Source organism: Kitasatospora sp. NPDC085464, from assembly GCF_044541955.1.
Lineage (GTDB): Bacteria > Actinomycetota > Actinomycetes > Streptomycetales > Streptomycetaceae > Kitasatospora.
In genome coordinates, this window is the sequence record NZ_JBITTM010000027.1 from 46,836 (window position 1) to 62,372 (window position 15,537).

Sequence of the window (15,537 nt, forward strand, 5' to 3'; positions counted from 1 at the left end):
GGCAAGGAGTCGGCGACGGAAGGTCGGCGGAAGGTCGACGGAAGCCGGCCGGATTGTCGGATCCGCACACTCAATGAACGATATTTCTGGCTACCCCTTGGAAGGTGCGACGATCGAGGTCTAGCATGCGCAGGCGATGCCTTCAACAAAATGTTGAGCCTGCGGGACAGACGGAAGAAGGAAGCGTCGATGGCGACGGTGCCCAGTGTCTCCAACTCGATCACGGTACGGCTGGAGGTCCCGGCCCGGGGCAACGCCGTCAGCGCGATCACCACGGCCGTGGAGTCCTCCGGCGGATCGGTGACCGGCCTCGACGTCACCGCCTCCGGCCTGGAGGCGCTGCGGATCGACGTCACGGTGGCGGCTTCCTCGGTCGCGCACGGCGAGGAGATCGTCGAGAAGCTCCGGGCGATCGACGGCGTGTCGATCGGCAAGGTCTCGGACCGCACCTTCCTGATGCACCTCGGCGGCAAGATCGAGATGTCGTCCAAGCTGCCGATCCGCAACCGTGACGACCTCAGCATGATCTACACCCCGGGTGTCGCGCGGGTCTGCATGGCGATCGCCGAGAACCCCGAGGACGCCCGCCGCCTCACCATCAAGCGCAACAGCGTCGCCGTGGTCACCGACGGCTCGGCGGTGCTGGGCCTGGGCAACATCGGCCCGGCGGCCGCGCTGCCGGTCATGGAGGGCAAGGCGGCCCTCTTCAAGCGGTTCGCCGGGATCGACGCCTGGCCGATCTGCCTGGACACCCAGGACACCGACGAGATCGTCGCGATCGTCAAGGCGATCGCCCCGGGCTTCGCCGGGATCAACCTGGAGGACATCTCCGCGCCGCGCTGCTTCGAGATCGAGGCCCGGCTGCGCGAGGCCCTGGACATCCCGGTCTTCCACGACGACCAGCACGGCACCGCGATCGTGGTGCTGGCCGCCCTCACCAACGCGCTCAAGGTGGTCGGCAAGGAGATCGCCGACATCCGCGTGGTGATGTCGGGCGCCGGCGCCGCGGGCACCGCGATCCTCAAGCTGCTGATGGCGGCCGGCGTCGAGCACGCCACCGTGGCGGACGTGCAGGGCGTGGTCCACCAGGGCCGTGGGGACCTCAACGACAACCTGCGGTGGATCGCCGAGCACACCAACCGCTCGGGCCGCACCGGCAGCCTCAAGGAGGCCGTGGCGGGTGCGGACGTCTTCATCGGCGTCTCGGCCCCGAACGTCCTGGACGGCGACGACCTGGCCACCATGGCCCCCGACGCGATCGTCTTCGCGCTGGCCAACCCGGACCCGGAGGTCGACCCCGGGATCGCCCGGCAGACCGCCGCCGTGGTCGCCACCGGCCGCAGCGACTTCCCCAACCAGATCAACAACGTGCTGGTCTTCCCGGGCGTCTTCCGCGGCCTGCTGGACGCCCAGAGCCGTACGGTCAACACCGAGATGATGATCGCCGCCGCCCGGGCGCTGGCCACCACCGTCGCCGACGACGAGCTGAACGCGAACTACATCATCCCGAGCGTCTTCCACAAGGACGTCGCCAAGACCGTCGCCGCCGCGGTGCGCGAGGCGGCCCTGGCGGGCGGTCAGGAGGCCCCCGCGCCGGCCCGTCCGACCCCGGGCATCGTGGGCACCCTGGACACCTCCGCCTTCCCCACCGTCAAGCTCTGACGACCGGACCGGCGGACGTGTCGTCGGTCGCTCAAACGCACGAATAGCGGTCATACCCGCCCAGCCCGCCCCGAACCCTTGCGACACAAGGGCGAGGGGCGTGTTTGGGCTTGTCAGTCGTAGGGCGTACGGTAGCCCTGCACGGGGCAGGCGTGTCCGACAAGTACGGAACGTCCCCCTGGTCTTCCGGCGAGTCGTCCCGACCGCCGCCCGCGCCCGGTCCGCCGGAGCCGACGGAGCGTCACACCTCCAACGGGCGGGCGTTGTTCGGGTGGCCCGGCCGGGGCCCGATTGGCTTTCTCGGGGCCGGTCGGGGCAGGATTCGTATCCAGGCGGGCGGGCGGGCCTTCGAAGGCTCCGGCGCGCGGCATCGGGTACGGACCCGGCCTGCGACCACGCATTGCCTGCATGAGCACAGTGTGCGGACCTGCGGCCCATCCGGGTGCCCCCCGGTGGGAGCACCGATGGGCCCCCGCACACCGCAAGCGAACAGACCACAGGAGTACACATGAACCGCAGTGAGCTGGTGGCCGCGCTGTCCGAGCGCGCCGAGGTGACCCGCAAGGACGCCGACGCCGTTCTGGCCGCCTTCGCCGAGATCGTCGGCGAGGTCGTCGCCAAGGGCGACGAGAAGGTCACCATCCCCGGTTTCCTGACCTTCGAGCGCACCCACCGCGCTGCCCGCACCGCCCGCAACCCGCAGACCGGCGAGCCGATCCAGATCGCCGCGGGCTACAGCGCCAAGGTGAGCGCCGGCTCCAAGCTGAAGGAAGCCGCCAAGGGCGCTGCCTGAGCCACCCCTTGAACGCCCGAGAGGCCGGGCTCCCCACGTGGGGAGCCCGGCCTCTCGCCGTGTGTCGGGCCGCTGATCAGGCGTCGACCAGCTGCTCGCTGGGCAGCTCGACGTGGGCGCCGAGGTCACGGAGCTTGTCCATGAAGTTCTCGTAGCCGCGGTTGATCAGGTCGATGCCGTGCACGGTCGAGGTGCCCTCGGCCGCCAGCGCCGCGATCAGGTACGAGAAGCCGCCGCGCAGGTCCGGGATGACCAGCTCGGAGCCCATCAGCTTGGAGGGGCCGGAGACGACCGCGGAGTGCAGGAAGTTCCGGGCGCCGAAGCGGCACGGGGTACCGCCCAGGCACTCGCGGTAGAGCTGGATGTGCGCGCCCATCTGGTTCAGCGCGCCGGTGAACCCGAGCCGCGACTCGTACACCGTCTCGTGGACGATGGACAGGCCGGTGGCCTGGGTCAGCGCGACGACCAGCGGCTGCTGCCAGTCGGTCTGGAAGCCGGGGTGCACGTCGGTCTCCAGGGCGATCGCCTTGAGCTCGCCGCCCGGGTGCCAGAAGCGGATGCCCTCGTCGTCCACCTCGAAGGCGCCGCCGACCTTCCGGAAGGTGTTGAGGAAGGTCATCATCTCCAGCTGGCGGGCGCCGCGGACGTAGATGTCGCCCTTGGTGGCGAGCGCCGCGCAGGCCCAGGAAGCGGCCTCCAGGCGGTCCGGCAGCGCACGGTGGGTGTAGCCGTTCAGCTCGTCCACACCGGTGATCAGGATGGTCCGGTCGGTGCCCAGCGTGATGATCGAGCCCATCTTCTGCAGGACGCAGATCAGGTCGACGATCTCCGGCTCGATGGCCGCGTTGCGCAGCTCGGTGACGCCCTCGGCGAGCACCGCGGTGAGCAGCACCTGCTCGGTCGCGCCGACCGAGGGGTAGGGCAGCTCGATCTTGGTGCCGCGCAGGCGCTGCGGGGCGACCAGGTAGGTGCCCTGCGGGTGCTTCTCGATGGTGGCGCCGAACTGGCGCAGCACCTCGAAGTGGAAGTCGACCGGGCGGCCGCCGATGTCGCAGCCGCCGAGGCCCGGGATGAAGGCGTGGCCGAGGCGGTGCAGCAGCGGGCCGCAGAAGAGGATCGGAATCCGCGAGGAACCGGCGTGTGCGTCGATGTCGGCGACATTGGCGCTCTCGACGTGCGAGGGGTCGAGGATCAGCTCGCCGTCCTCGTCGCCGGCGCGCACCGTCACGCCGTGCAGCTGCAGCAGACCGCGAACCACCTTGACGTCGCGGATGTCCGGGACGTTTCGCAGTCTGCTGGGGCCCTGGCCGAGCAGGGCGGCGACCATGGCCTTGGGGACCAGGTTCTTCGCACCGCGGACGCGGATCTCGCCTTCGAGCGGGTTTCCGCCGTGGACCAGCAGGACGTCGTCGGTCATCGTTCTCGCAATCCGGGGTGCCAGAGGAGTTGGGGAAGGGCTCCGGTAGAGAGCCGGTGGTGGACCGGTCGTACGGGCGCGTTCGGGCCCCCGGCGTGACCGAGTCGGCACCGCATAAGGGCGTCCACCAGACGTAGATGGTAGTAGGCGTCCCGATGGTTCCCGTGAGCCTCTCCCGTGATGGTGCTCTCTCCGGGGTCGGCGGCGCCCGCCGGTGCGCCTGTACGGGTGTTCGTTCGGCGTGGCGGGGTTTCGCGCGTTGCGGTGTCCGAGCGGCCGTTCTGCGGGATCATGTGAGGCATGACGGCGGCCCATTCGCACGGAGGCCGGTCCCACACCGGCCGTCTGCTCGTCGCGACGCCCCTGCTCACCGACCCGAACTTCGCGCGGGCGGTGGTGCTCCTCCTCGACCACGACGCCGAGGGGGCGCTCGGTGTGGTCCTCAACCGGCCGACGCCGGTCGAGGTGGGCGCCGTGCTGGACGGCTGGGGCAGGCTCGTCGGGCAGCCGGCCGTGGTGTTCCAGGGCGGGCCGGTGGCGTTGGACTCGGCGCTCGGCCTCGCCGTGGCGCCCGGGGAGCCCGGCACCGGCGAGCCGCTGGGCTGGCGGCGGGTGCACGGCGCGATCGGCCTGGTGGACCTGGAGGCGCCGCCCGAGGTGCTGGCGGGCGAACTGGGCAGCCTGCGGATCTTCGCCGGGTACGCCGGCTGGTCGCCCGGGCAGCTGGAGGCCGAGCTGGAGAGCGGCGCCTGGTTCCTGGTGGACTGCGAGCCGGGGGACGTCTCCAGCCCCGAGCCGGAGCGGTTGTGGCGCTCGGTGCTGCGCCGCCAGCGCGGTCCGCTCGCCCTGCTGGCGACCTACCCGGACGACCCCACGATGAACTGAGGAACGGGCCCCGCGGCGCGACACTGGCCCGGTTTCCCGGGGCGCCCATAGACTTGGCACTCATGAGCACTCTTGAGCCCGAGCGCGGCCTCGGCACCGGCACCCTGGTCGAGCCCGTCCCGCAGGTGTCCAACGGGGACGGCGACCACGAGCGCTTCGCGCACTACGTCCAGAAGGACAAGATCATGGAGAGCGCACTCTCCGGGTCTCCCGTGGTGGCGCTGTGCGGCAAGGTGTGGGTGCCCGGGCGCGACCCGAAGAAGTACCCGGTCTGCCCGATGTGCAAGGAGATCTACGACGGCATCGGCAAGCCGCAGGGCGGCGACGGCGACGACAAGTAGTCCGCGGTCCCGCAGGGCCGTTTTGCATGGCACCGCGATCGCGCGGTGGTCTATGCCAATCGTTCCGGGCGTGGGCAGGATGTCGGAATGGACCTCATTCCCGCACCTTCGAGTGCCGTCCGCCGCCCGGACGAGGACTTCCCGCTCGACGCCGCCACCACGCTGACCGCACCGCCCGCGCTGGCCGACGCCGAGCGCTGGCTGCGCGGCACGCTGTCCGCCGCCACCGGGCTGCCCCTGGGCCCCGGCCGGCCGGGCGCGGGCATCGAACTGGTCCGGGACGACGCGCTCGCCGCCGAGGCGTACCGGATCACGGTGCGCCCCGGCCACGCGCTGCTCGCCGCGGGCGGCCCGGCGGGCGCGCTCTGGGCCGCGCAGACCCTGCGGCAGCTGCTCGGGCCGGACGCCTACCGGCGGTCGCCGCTGCGCCACGAGGGTTGGGTGCTGCCCGGCGCCGACATCGAGGACGCACCCCGGTTCGGCTGGCGCGGCGCGCTGCTCGACGTCGCCCGGCACTTCCTGCCCAAGGCGGACGTGCTGCGCTTCGTCGACCTGCTGGCCGCGCACAAGCTCAACGTGCTGCACCTGCACCTGACCGACGACCAGGGCTGGCGGGTGGAGATCAAGCGCTACCCGAGGCTGACCCGGCGGGGTGCCTGGCGGGAGCGCTCGATGGTCGGCTACCGCTCCGGCCGGCGGCGCGACGACCGCCCGCACGGCGGCTACTACACCCAGGACGACCTGCGCGAGATCGTCGCGTACGCGGCCGCGCGGGGGGTGACCGTCGTCCCGGAGATCGACCTGCCCGGCCACACCCAGGCCGCCGTCGCCGCCTACCCCGAACTGGGCAACACCGACGTGGTGGACACCACCGCGCTCGGCGTCTGGACGGACTGGGGGGTGAGCCACCACGTGCTCAACGCCTCCGAGGAGACCCTGCGCTTCTTCGAGGGGGTGCTGGAGGAGGTGCTGGAGCTCTTCCCGTCCGAGTTCGTCCACCTCGGCGGCGACGAGTGCCCCAAGGAGCAGTGGAAGGACAGCGCCGCCGCCCAGGCCCGGATCCGCGAGCTGGGCCTGGCCAACGAGGACGAGCTGCAGAGCCACGTCATCCGGCACTTCGACCGCTGGCTCGCCGAGCGCGGCCGCCGGCTGATCGGCTGGGACGAGATCCTGGAGGGCGGGCTCGCCCCGGGCGCGGCCGTCTCCTCGTGGCGCGGCTTCGGCGGCGGGATCGCCGCCGCGAAGGCCGGGCACGACGTGGTGATGTGCCCCGAGCAGCACGTCTACTTCGACCACCGGCAGGCGGACGGGCCGGACGAGCCGATCCCGGTCGGATTCGTGCGCACGCTGGAGGACGTCTACCGCTTCGAGCCGGTGCCCCCGCAGCTGGACGGGGCCGCGGCGCGGCGCGTGATCGGCACCCAGGCCAACCTGTGGAGCGAGTTCGCGGACAGCGCCCGGGACATCGACTACCGGGCCTTCCCCCGGTTGGTCGCCTTCGCCGAGGTCGCCTGGTCCGAGCTGCCCGTCCGCCCGGCCGAGCGCGACTTCGCCGGCTTCGAACGGCGGCTGGCCACGCACCTGAAGGCGCTGGACGCGCTCGGCGTCGAGTACCGCCCGGCGGACGGGCCGCTGCCCTGGCAGCGCCGCCCCGGGGTGGCCGGCCGGCCGATCGAGGGTCCGCCGCCGGTGCGGTAGGCCGGGCGTCGCCGGGGCGTCGCACTGCTGTCCACGGGAGGCGGCGACGGGTACGGGTGCCACCCGCCGGGAACTTCTGAGTGGTCGTCGGACGTCAAGAGCAGATGAACATCTGCCCTGGCCCCATCCGGGCCGGGGCAGATACCGCCCGGTAACGGTCCCAATCGGGCAGTCCCGTTCACCGGCCCCGAAATGATCATCGAGCATTGTGTGCCAGAGTTGCCCAACCCGGCCCGATCGCCCGTACCCTACGGGCCAGGCCGGGCTGCTGACGCGGACACCACGGCCCAAGGCCGCGGGCGGCAGGCGATCGATGAGCAAGTGGAGCACGGTGGGACCCAGGTGAACCGGACGATCATGCTGCCGGCCTCGCTCGACGAGGCCGTCGACGCGCTGGCCGCCGCCCCGGCCGCGGTACCGGTGGCCGGAGCCACCGACCTCATGGAGGCCGTCAACGCCGGACGGCTGCGCCCCGCCGCCCTGGTCGGCCTCGGCCGGATCACCGAACTGCGCGGCTGGCGCTACGAGGACGGCGGCACCGCCGTGCTCGGCGCCGGACTCACCCACGCCCGGATGGACCGCCCCGACTTCGCCGCGCTCATCCCCGCCCTCGCCGACGCCGCCCGCACCGCCGGCCCGCCGCAGGTCCGCAACGTCGGCACCCTCGGCGGCAACATCGTCAGCGCCGCCCCGGCCGGCGACACCCTCCCGGTGCTCACCGCGCTGGAGGCCACCGTCACCCTCGCCCGGGCCGGCGCCAGCCGCGAGGTGCCGGTCAGCCACCTGCTCACCGGCCTCGACCCGGTCCGCCCCGGCGAACTGCTCACCTGGGTGCGCGTCCCGCTGCTGCACGCCCCGCAGGTCTTCCTCAAGGCCACCGGCCGCAGCGGCCCGGCCCGCGCCACCGCCTCCGTCGCCCTCGTCCTCGACCCCGCCCGGCGCTCGGTGCGCTGCGCCGTCGGCGCCGTCGCCCCGGTGCCGCTGCGCCCGCTGGAGGCCGAGGCCTGGGTGGCCGGCTGCATCGACTGGGACGGCAGCCGCGAGATCGACCCGGCCGCGAACGCCGCCTTCGGCGAGTACGTGGCCACCGCCTGCGTCCCCGACAACTACGGCGCCGAGGGGGCCTGGGAAGCCGTGACCGAGGGGCCGACCGCGGCGGCCGTTCGGCTGCGGCGTACCGTAGCGGTGCTGGCCCGACGGGCACTGGGAAGGGCGCTGAAGTGACCACAGACCCCATCGAGACCCTCGACGCCGACCCGCTCGGCCTCTCCCCGCAGGTCAGCCGCGAGCTGCGCCCGTGCGCCTCCTACACGCTGCGGGTCAACGGTTTCGAACGGCCCGTCACCGACGCCTGGATCGGCGAGAGCCTGCTCTACGTGCTGCGCGAGCGGCTCGGCCTGGCCGGCGCCAAGGACGGCTGCGAGCAGGGCGAGTGCGGGGCCTGCTCGGTCCAGGTGGACGGCCAGCTGGTGGCCGGCTGCCTGGTGCCCGCCGCGCTGGCCGCCGACAGCGAGATCAACACCGTCGAGGGCCTGTCGGCCGGCGGCGGCGCGAGCGACGTCCAGCAGGCGCTGGCCGCCTCCGGCGCCGTGCAGTGCGGCTACTGCACCCCCGGCATGGCGATGGCGGTGCACGACCTGCTCCAGCGCAACCACCGGCCCACCGACGTCGAGGCCCGACAGGCGCTCTGCGGCAACCTCTGCCGCTGCACCGGCTACAAGGGCGTGCTGGCCGCCGTGCAGACCGTCGCGGAGGCCCGTGCGGTGGAAGCCGAGGGGGCGGAGGAGGCGGCCGAGGCCACCGCCGCGCAGGCCGGGGAGACCGCCGCCGGGGCACCGGCCGACCCGGCGGCCGAGGCGGCCGCCGAGGCCCTGTCCGCGCTGCCCGCCGAACCCCAGCCCGCCGTCGAGCCGCCGGTCTACACCGACGCCGACGCCTGGATCGAGCACGTCCCGCAGCCGCCCGTCGAGCCGCAGCACGCCGAGCCCCAGTACGCCGAGCAGCAGCACGTCGTGCCCCAGTACGTCGAGCCGCAGCAGCACGTCGAGCCGCAGCACCTCGCGGCCCACCCCGCCGAGGCCCACCCGGTCGCGCCGCAGCCCGTCGAGCAGCCCCACGCCCCGGCCGGGATGCCCTACGGCGACGTGCCGGGCGGCTACGACACGGGCGGCTACGACACCGGCGTCTACGACACGGTGCCGATCCAGGTCCAGGGCGCCGTCCCCGCCCAGACCGCCGACGACCAGGTCTACTACCCGCCGCAGGGCTACCCCGAGCAGCCGTACCAGGGCACCCCCGCCCACGGCACCTACCTGCCCTACCCGGACGGCCACCAGCAGCAGAACGGCTACGACACCGGCTACGACGCCCCGGTCTACGAGCCGACCCCCGCGCACGGCACCCCGCTGCCCGGCGCCGTCCACGACGGCACGCCGCCGCACGGCACCCCGTACGCCCCGCACCCGCACGGTGCCCCGGTCGAGGGCGGTGCCCCGGCCGGCGTCCCGTACAGCGCCACCCCCGCCCACGGCATCCGGCTCCCCGAGGACGACCACGCATCATGACGTCGCCTACCGACATCGGCGCAGCACTCCAGCAGGACGGCGGCGAGGGCGGCGCACCGGAGCCGTTCGGACTGGGCAGCTCCCCGCTGCGCAGTGACGCGCTGCCCAAGGCGCTCGGCATCTACCCGTACGCGGCCGACCTGTGGGCCGAGGGGCTGCTGTGGGGCGCGGTGCTGCGCTCGCCGCACCCGCACGCCCGCATCCGCGGCATCGACACCTCGGCCGCGCTGGCGCTGCCCGGCGTGCACGCCGTGGTCACCGCCGCCGACCTGCCGCCCGGCCCGGACGGCACCCCCGACGGCGCCCCGGCCGGCCCGGTCGTCGCCGACCGGCCGGTGCTCGCCGCCGGCGTGGTGCGCCACCACGGCGAGCCGGTCGCCGCAGTGGCCGCCGACCACCCGGACACCGCCCGGCTGGCGGTCGGTCTGATCGCGGTCGACTACGAGCCCATGGAGGCCGTGACCGACCCCGAGCAGTCCTTCACCGCTCCGGCGCTGCACCCGGACGGCAACCTCTTCCGCCACCTGCCGCTGCGCACCGGGGACCCGGACGCGGTCGGCGAGATCGTCGTCGAGGGCCTCTACCAGGTCGGCCGGCAGGACCCGGCGCCGCTCGGCGCCGAGGCCGGGCTGGCCGTGCCGCGCCCGGACGGCGGCGTCGAGCTGCACCTGTCCTCCACCGACCCGCACGGCGACCGCGACCGCACCGCCGCCTGCCTCGGCCTGGAGCCCGACCGGGTCCGCCTGGTGGTCACCGGCGTGCCCGGAGCCACCACCGACCGCGAGGACCTCTCCTTCCAGGTCACCCTGGCGCTGCTGGCGCTGCGCACCGGCCGCCCGGTGAAGATGACCCTCACCCGCGAGGAGTCCTTCCACACCCACGCCTCACGCCACCCCGCGCTGCTGCGCTACCGCCACCACGCCGACGCCGAGGGCACGCTGGTGAAGGTCGAGGCGCAGATCCTGCTGGACGGCGGCGCCTACGCGGACGTCTCCGCCGAGGCGCTGGCCGCCGCGACGGCGTTCTCGGTCGGACCGTACCTGTGCCCCAACGTCTTCGTGGACGCCTGGGCGGTGCGCACCAACAACCCGCCGGCCGGGCGGATGCGCGGCGAGGGCGCGCTGCAGGCCTGCTTCGCCTACGAGTCGCAGCTGGACCAGCTGGCCGCCCGGGTGGGCGTGGACCCGGTGGAGATCCGTCGGCGCAACGCGATGTCCACCGGTGACCCGCTGCCCACCGGACAGGCCGTCACCTGCCCGGCGCCGGTGCGGGCGCTGCTGGACGCGGTCGCGGACGAGCCGCTGCCGGCCCTGCCGGTGGACGACCCGGACGCCGAGTGGCTGCTGCCCGGCGGGCCCGGCGGTGCGGGCGACCCGGCGGCGGTGCGGCGCGGCATCGGCTACGCCGTCGGCATGGTGCACATGCTGGGCGCCGAGGGCGAGGACGAGGTGTCCACCGCGACCGTGCGGGTCAGCGGCGACCACGCCACGGTGATCTGCGCGGCCGTCGACTCCGGGCAGGGCTTCGCCACGCTGGCCCGGCAGATCGTGCAGACCGTGCTGGGGGTCAGCGAGGTCTACATCGCGCCGGCCGACAGCGACCAGTCGATCGCCGGGCCCTCCGCCCGCGGTCGGCACACCTGGGTCTCCGGCGGTGCCGTCGAGCGGGCCGCGCTGATGGTCCGCCACCAGCTGCTGCAGCCGATCGCGGCCAACTTCGGGATGTCGGCGGAGCTGTTGCAGATCGCCGACGGCAAGATCACCTCCTACGACGGGGTGCTCGGCATGCCGGTCGCCGAGGCGCTGGAGGGCAAGGAGCTCTGGGCCACCGCCCAGTGCCGCCCGCACCCCACCGAGCCGCTGGACGAGGCCGGGCAGGGCGACGCCTTCGTCTCCATCTCGTTCTGCGCGATGCGCGCGGTGGTGGACGTGGACATCGAGCTGGGCGCCGTGCGGGTGGTCGAGATGACGGTGGCCCAGGACGTCGGCCGGGCGCTGAACCCGCGGCAGATCGAGGACCGGATCGAGGCGGGCGTGGCCCAGGGCGTGGGCCTGGCGCTGCTGGAGGACCTGCAGACCGCCGGCGGTGTGCTGCAGAACCCCTCGCTCACCGGCTACCGGCTGCCGACCGCGCTGGACACTCCCGAGGTGCGGATCGCCGCGCTGCTGGAGGAGCGCGACGTGGTCGCCCCGTTCGGCGCCAAGGCGGTCGGCGCCGCCCCCGCGGTGGTCGCCCCGGCGGCCGTCGCCGCGGCCGTCCGCGCGGCCACCGGCCTGCCGGTCGGCCGGCTGCCGATCCGGGCGGAGGACGCCGTCACCGCCTGAGCGGAGAAATGCGAAAGGAATTGCCGGTCGACTTTTCCGGGTCGACCGGCAATTCCTTTTCGTGGAGGCCGTGGCGGGAATCGAACCCGCGTTAACCGCTTTGCAGACGGTTCCCTGAGCCACTCGGGCACACGGCCAGTGAATTCATGGTGGCGGATCCGGGGGAAGGGGGTCAACGAAGTTTTGTAAATTCTGTGTGGCAATGTGTGCTACGGTCGAAGGCCGGTGGCGAATTCCCGCCACCCCGGACGAGCGCGTCGTACCCGGTGACGACAAGACGGCGCAGTTCAGCGGCAACCCGGCCGCTGTGGACTGCGGAGGCATCGCCGTCATGGCCTGGCTCGTTCTGATCGTCTCGGGTCTCCTGGAGACCGTCTGGGCGGTCGCCCTGGAATCGTCCAAGGGCTTCTCCCGCCTCGTTCCCACCCTCGTCTTCGGCGTCGCGCTGCTGTTCAGCATGGGCGGCCTGGCGTACGCGATGCGCACCATTCCGATCGGCACCGGCTACGCGGTCTGGGTCGGCATCGGTGCGGTCGGCACCGCGCTCTACGGCATGGCCGCCCTGGGGGACGCGGTGACCGTGGCCCGGATCGGCTGCCTGCTGCTGATCGTCTCCGGCGTGGTGGGTCTCAAGGTGCTGCACTGAGCGATGACCCCTGGCCGGGGTCGCACCGGCCGAGCCGGTCGCCGACCCCGGTCAGGGGTCATCGGGGCGGACGGCTCTTACGATGTTCCGTATGACCACAGCCTCCCCCACCTCGGTCGACCCGGTACCGATACCCCACGACGACGACCCCGGCGGCGGGGTGCTCAGCGGTCGCTACCGCGCACTGACGCTGGGGATCGTCTCGGTGGTCCTGGTGATCGCCTTCGAGGCGACGGCCGTCAACACCGCGATGCCGACGGCGGCCCGCCAGCTGGACGGCCTCGGGCTGTACGCCTTCGCCTTCTCCGGCTACTTCACCACCACGCTGTTCGCCCTGGTCGTCTCCGGCCAGTGGTGCGACCGGCGCGGACCGCTGCAGCCGCTGTTCACCGGCATCGCGGTGTTCGGCGCCGGCCTGCTGGTGGCCGGGACGGCACCCGGGATGTGGGTGTTCGTGGCCGGGCGGGCGATCCAGGGCCTCGGCGGCGGGCTGGTGATCGTCGCGCTGTACGTGGTGGTCGGCCGGGCCTATCCGGAGCGGCTGCGGCCGTCGGTGTTCGCGGCCTTCTCCTCGGCCTGGGTGCTGCCCTCGATCGTGGGCCCGCTGGTCGCCGGGGCGGTCACCCAGCAGCTCGGCTGGCGCTGGGTGTTCCTGGCCGTCCCGGTGCTGATCCTGCTGCCGCTGGCCGTGATGGGCCCGGCGCTGGCCCGCTCCGAGCAGGACCACCCGGTGCTCAGGGGCGCGGACTTCGACCGCCGGCGCACCCTGCTCGCCGCGATGGCGGCGCTCGGCGCGGGCCTGCTGCAGTACGCGGGCCAGCGCCGCGACCTGATCGGCCTGCTCCCCGGGATCGCCGGGGCGGCGCTGCTGGTGCCGGCCGTCCTGGGGCTGCTGCCGAAGCGGACCCTGCGGGCCGGGCGCGGGCTGCCGACGGTGATCCTGCTGCGCGGCGTGGCGGCGGGGGCGTTCTTCGCGGCCGAGGCCTTCATTCCGCTGATGATGACCACCCAGCGCGGCCTGTCGCCGACGCTGGCCGGGCTCACCCTGACCAGTGGCGGGCTCTCCTGGGCGCTGGGCTCCTGGCTGCAGGGCCGGCCGGGGGCCGAGCGCTACCGCGGGGCGATGATCCGGGGCGGCTTCCTGCTGACCGCGCTGGCGATCGCGGGCGCCGCGCTGGTGCTCGTCCCGGCGGTGCCGGCCTGGGTGGCCTCGGTGGCCTGGGGGATCGGCGGTGTCGGGATGGGCCTGGCCATCGCGAGCGTCAGCGTGCTGATGATGAAGCTCTCCGCCCCGGAGGACGCCGGCGCCAACTCGGCCGCGCTGCAGATGAGCGACGCGCTGGGCAACGTGCTGCTCACGGGCCTCGCCGGGGTGCTGTTCGCGGCGCTGGGCGGCGGCGCACTGGCGGCCGGCCACGAACAGGCCGAAGGCGCCGGCTCGCCCGGCGCCTTCGCGGTGATCCTGCTGGTGATGGCCGGGGTGGCGCTGCTGGGAGCGCTGCTCGCCGGCCGGGTCCGCACCCGGTCGTGACGGTCAGCCGGCGGTGGCGCCGGTCGTGACGGCTGCGGTGGCGGCAGCGGTGGCGGCGGTGGCGGCGGCGGTGTCGGGGGAGGGGACCGGCGGCGCCGCCGGCGTGCCGAGGAAGGCCTCCCAGCCCCCGGTCGGGGACTGGCCCGGGGCCAGGGTCTGCAGCTTGCGCAGCACCGCGGGGTCCTGGGCGTCCAGCCAGTCGACCAGCTGGCGGAAGGAGACCAGCCGGACCTCCGGCTTGCCCGCGATGGCCTTGAGGGCGTCCTCGACGGCGTTCATGTAGATGCCGCCGTTCCACTCCTCGAAGTGGTTGCCGATGATGTACGGCGCCCGGTTGCCGTTGTAGGTGCGGTCGAAGCCCATCAGGTAGGCGTCGCGGGCCTGGGCCTGGAAGCCCGGGTGGAGCGCCGGGTCGGCCTTGGTGTTGGTGCCGCACTGGTTGTACATGATGTTGTAGTCCATCGAGAGCACCTGGAAGGTGTGCCCGGGGAAGGGGATGGACTGCAGCGGGAGGTCCCACAGCGCGCCGCCCTGGATCTTCTGCGGCCACACCTGGGTGCCGTTGCCGCTGCTGTCGTAGCGCCAGCCGCGCTTGACCGCGGTGGGAAGCAGGTTGCGCTGGCCCTCCAGGCAGGGGGTGCGGCTGCCGATCAGCTCCTTGCGGTAGTCGAAGGGCAGCGCGGGCAGGTCGGTGAAGCCGGTGTTGGTGCGCCAGTTCGTCACGAAGTCCATCGCCTGCTGGATCTCGCTGTCCCACTCCTCCGGGGACCACCTCCCGACGCCGGTGGCGCCGCAGAAGTGGCCGTTGAAGTGGGTGCCGATCTCGTGGCCCTCCAGCCAGGCCGCGTGCAGGTTCTCCAGGGTGTCGTGGATGTGCCGGTCGCTCAGGTAGCCGATGTCGGAGGCGCCGACGTTGTGCTGCGGGGGGCGGTAGAGGTCCTTCTTGGCCTCGGGCAGCAGGTAGAGGCCGCTGAGGAAGAAGGTCATCTTCGCGTCGTGCTCCCGGGCCAGCCGGCGGAAGCGGCCGAAGAGGCCGTTGTCGAGCTCGCCGGCGCCGTCCCAGGAGAAGACCACGAACTGCGGCGGGCGCTGCCCGGGGAGCAGCCGCTCGGGGACGGGCTGGTGCGGCTGGGCGCCGGTGTCGGAGGTGGAGCCGTCGCCGATCAGGACGGCCTGCGGCTTCACGGCCGGGGCCGGGACCGGGGCGGGGGTGGCGCTCTGCTCGGTGTCCGCGCCGGTGGAACCGGTCGCCCGCTCGCCGCCGCCGGCGTGGTTGCTGCCGCAGCCGGCCGCCAGGGTGGCGGCGGTGGCGGCGCCGGCCGTCAGCAGGGTGCGGCGGGAGAGAGCGTCCATGATCACTCCGTTCATCGGGCGTTCGTCAACGTGCGGGAGTGTGGGTCCGATCGGATGTCCGGCGGATCGAACCCGTGACCGCGTCAGCATGGCACGCGGGCGGATTCGGTCGAAGAGGCGCAGCGGACGGTCGGAAGTGATCGCCCGAACGCCGCAACCGATCCCGGCCGTAGAACCGTCGGATGCTCGTGTCGGGACGTGGTCCCGCGGTGACCGCCGATGGGGGGCGGTCATCGCGCTCCGCGACCGCACGTGCACCCGGCGCAGGGAAGCGGCCGGCAGCCCTGCCGATCGGCGGGTGTCGGTACGACCGTCGTACGGAC

General features: G+C 73.4%; 12 protein-coding genes, 1 tRNA gene and 1 riboswitch. Of the genes, 10 read left to right on the forward strand and 3 right to left on the reverse strand.

What is annotated here, in order from left to right:
- The first annotated feature begins 189 nt into the window (after positions 1-189).
- Together ACIGG8_RS23770 and ACIGG8_RS23775 are read left to right on the forward strand one after the other, a co-directional pair.
- A complete protein-coding gene (locus tag ACIGG8_RS23770; RefSeq protein ID WP_350521770.1) occupies positions 190-1,662 on the forward strand; it encodes an NAD-dependent malic enzyme in 1,473 nt (490 codons plus the stop codon).
- A gap of 508 nt (positions 1,663-2,170) precedes the next feature.
- Positions 2,171-2,455, forward strand: a complete 285-nt coding sequence (locus tag ACIGG8_RS23775; protein ID WP_030242980.1) for an HU family DNA-binding protein — start codon at positions 2,171-2,173, stop codon at positions 2,453-2,455.
- Between the two features lie 76 nt (positions 2,456-2,531).
- Here the strand turns inward: ACIGG8_RS23775 and murA are convergent, their stop codons facing one another.
- Positions 2,532-3,872 (reverse strand): UDP-N-acetylglucosamine 1-carboxyvinyltransferase, encoded by a 1,341-nt coding sequence (gene murA / locus ACIGG8_RS23780; RefSeq protein ID WP_396550533.1) that lies wholly within the window; start codon positions 3,870-3,872, stop codon positions 2,532-2,534.
- Between the two features lie 300 nt (positions 3,873-4,172).
- Between murA and ACIGG8_RS23785 the strand changes: the two genes are divergently transcribed.
- The 6 genes from ACIGG8_RS23785 to ACIGG8_RS23810 all read left to right on the forward strand — a co-directional run bounded on the left by ACIGG8_RS23785 (position 4,173) and on the right by ACIGG8_RS23810 (position 11,684).
- A complete protein-coding gene (locus ACIGG8_RS23785) occupies positions 4,173-4,757 on the forward strand; it encodes a YqgE/AlgH family protein (RefSeq protein ID WP_350521772.1) in 585 nt (194 codons plus the stop codon).
- A gap of 62 nt (positions 4,758-4,819) precedes the next feature.
- Complete coding sequence (locus ACIGG8_RS23790; protein ID WP_350521773.1) at positions 4,820-5,098, forward strand: DUF3039 domain-containing protein; 279 nt, start codon at positions 4,820-4,822, stop codon at positions 5,096-5,098.
- 87 nt (positions 5,099-5,185) lie between these two features.
- Positions 5,186-6,796 (forward strand): beta-N-acetylhexosaminidase, encoded by a 1,611-nt coding sequence (locus ACIGG8_RS23795; protein ID WP_396550536.1) that lies wholly within the window; start codon positions 5,186-5,188, stop codon positions 6,794-6,796.
- 357 nt (positions 6,797-7,153) lie between these two features.
- The gene (locus tag ACIGG8_RS23800) at positions 7,154-8,020 is read left to right on the forward strand and encodes an FAD binding domain-containing protein (RefSeq protein ID WP_350521914.1); all 867 of its coding nucleotides are present in this window, start codon (positions 7,154-7,156) and stop codon (positions 8,018-8,020) included.
- Positions 8,017-9,360 carry a 2Fe-2S iron-sulfur cluster-binding protein gene (locus ACIGG8_RS23805; protein WP_396550538.1) on the forward strand — a complete coding sequence of 448 codons (1,344 nt, stop codon included), beginning with the start codon at positions 8,017-8,019 and terminating at the stop codon, positions 9,358-9,360. The genes ACIGG8_RS23800 and ACIGG8_RS23805 overlap by 4 nt, the downstream gene beginning before the upstream one ends.
- Positions 9,357-11,684, forward strand: a complete 2,328-nt coding sequence (locus ACIGG8_RS23810) for a xanthine dehydrogenase family protein molybdopterin-binding subunit (RefSeq protein WP_350521775.1) — start codon at positions 9,357-9,359, stop codon at positions 11,682-11,684. The genes ACIGG8_RS23805 and ACIGG8_RS23810 overlap by 4 nt, the downstream gene beginning before the upstream one ends.
- A 62-nt stretch (positions 11,685-11,746) precedes the next feature.
- Here the strand turns inward: ACIGG8_RS23810 and ACIGG8_RS23815 are convergent.
- A tRNA-Cys gene (locus ACIGG8_RS23815) sits at positions 11,747-11,821 on the reverse strand.
- Positions 11,822-11,905: 84 nt separating this feature from the next.
- Positions 11,906-11,971, forward strand: a riboswitch (guanidine-III (ykkC-III) riboswitch).
- 44 nt (positions 11,972-12,015) lie between these two features.
- Here ACIGG8_RS23815 and ACIGG8_RS23820 point away from each other — a divergent pair.
- Complete coding sequence (locus ACIGG8_RS23820) at positions 12,016-12,330, forward strand: SMR family transporter (RefSeq protein WP_350521776.1); 315 nt, start codon at positions 12,016-12,018, stop codon at positions 12,328-12,330.
- A gap of 91 nt (positions 12,331-12,421) precedes the next feature.
- A complete protein-coding gene (locus tag ACIGG8_RS23825; RefSeq protein WP_350521777.1) occupies positions 12,422-13,861 on the forward strand; it encodes an MFS transporter in 1,440 nt (479 codons plus the stop codon).
- Positions 13,862-13,864: 3 nt separating this feature from the next.
- On the opposite strand, the gene ACIGG8_RS23830 is transcribed toward ACIGG8_RS23825, so the two are convergent.
- Positions 13,865-15,214 carry a hypothetical protein gene (locus tag ACIGG8_RS23830; RefSeq protein WP_396550539.1) on the reverse strand — a complete coding sequence of 450 codons (1,350 nt, stop codon included), beginning with the start codon at positions 15,212-15,214 and terminating at the stop codon, positions 13,865-13,867.
- Between the last annotated feature and the right edge of the window lie 323 nt (positions 15,215-15,537).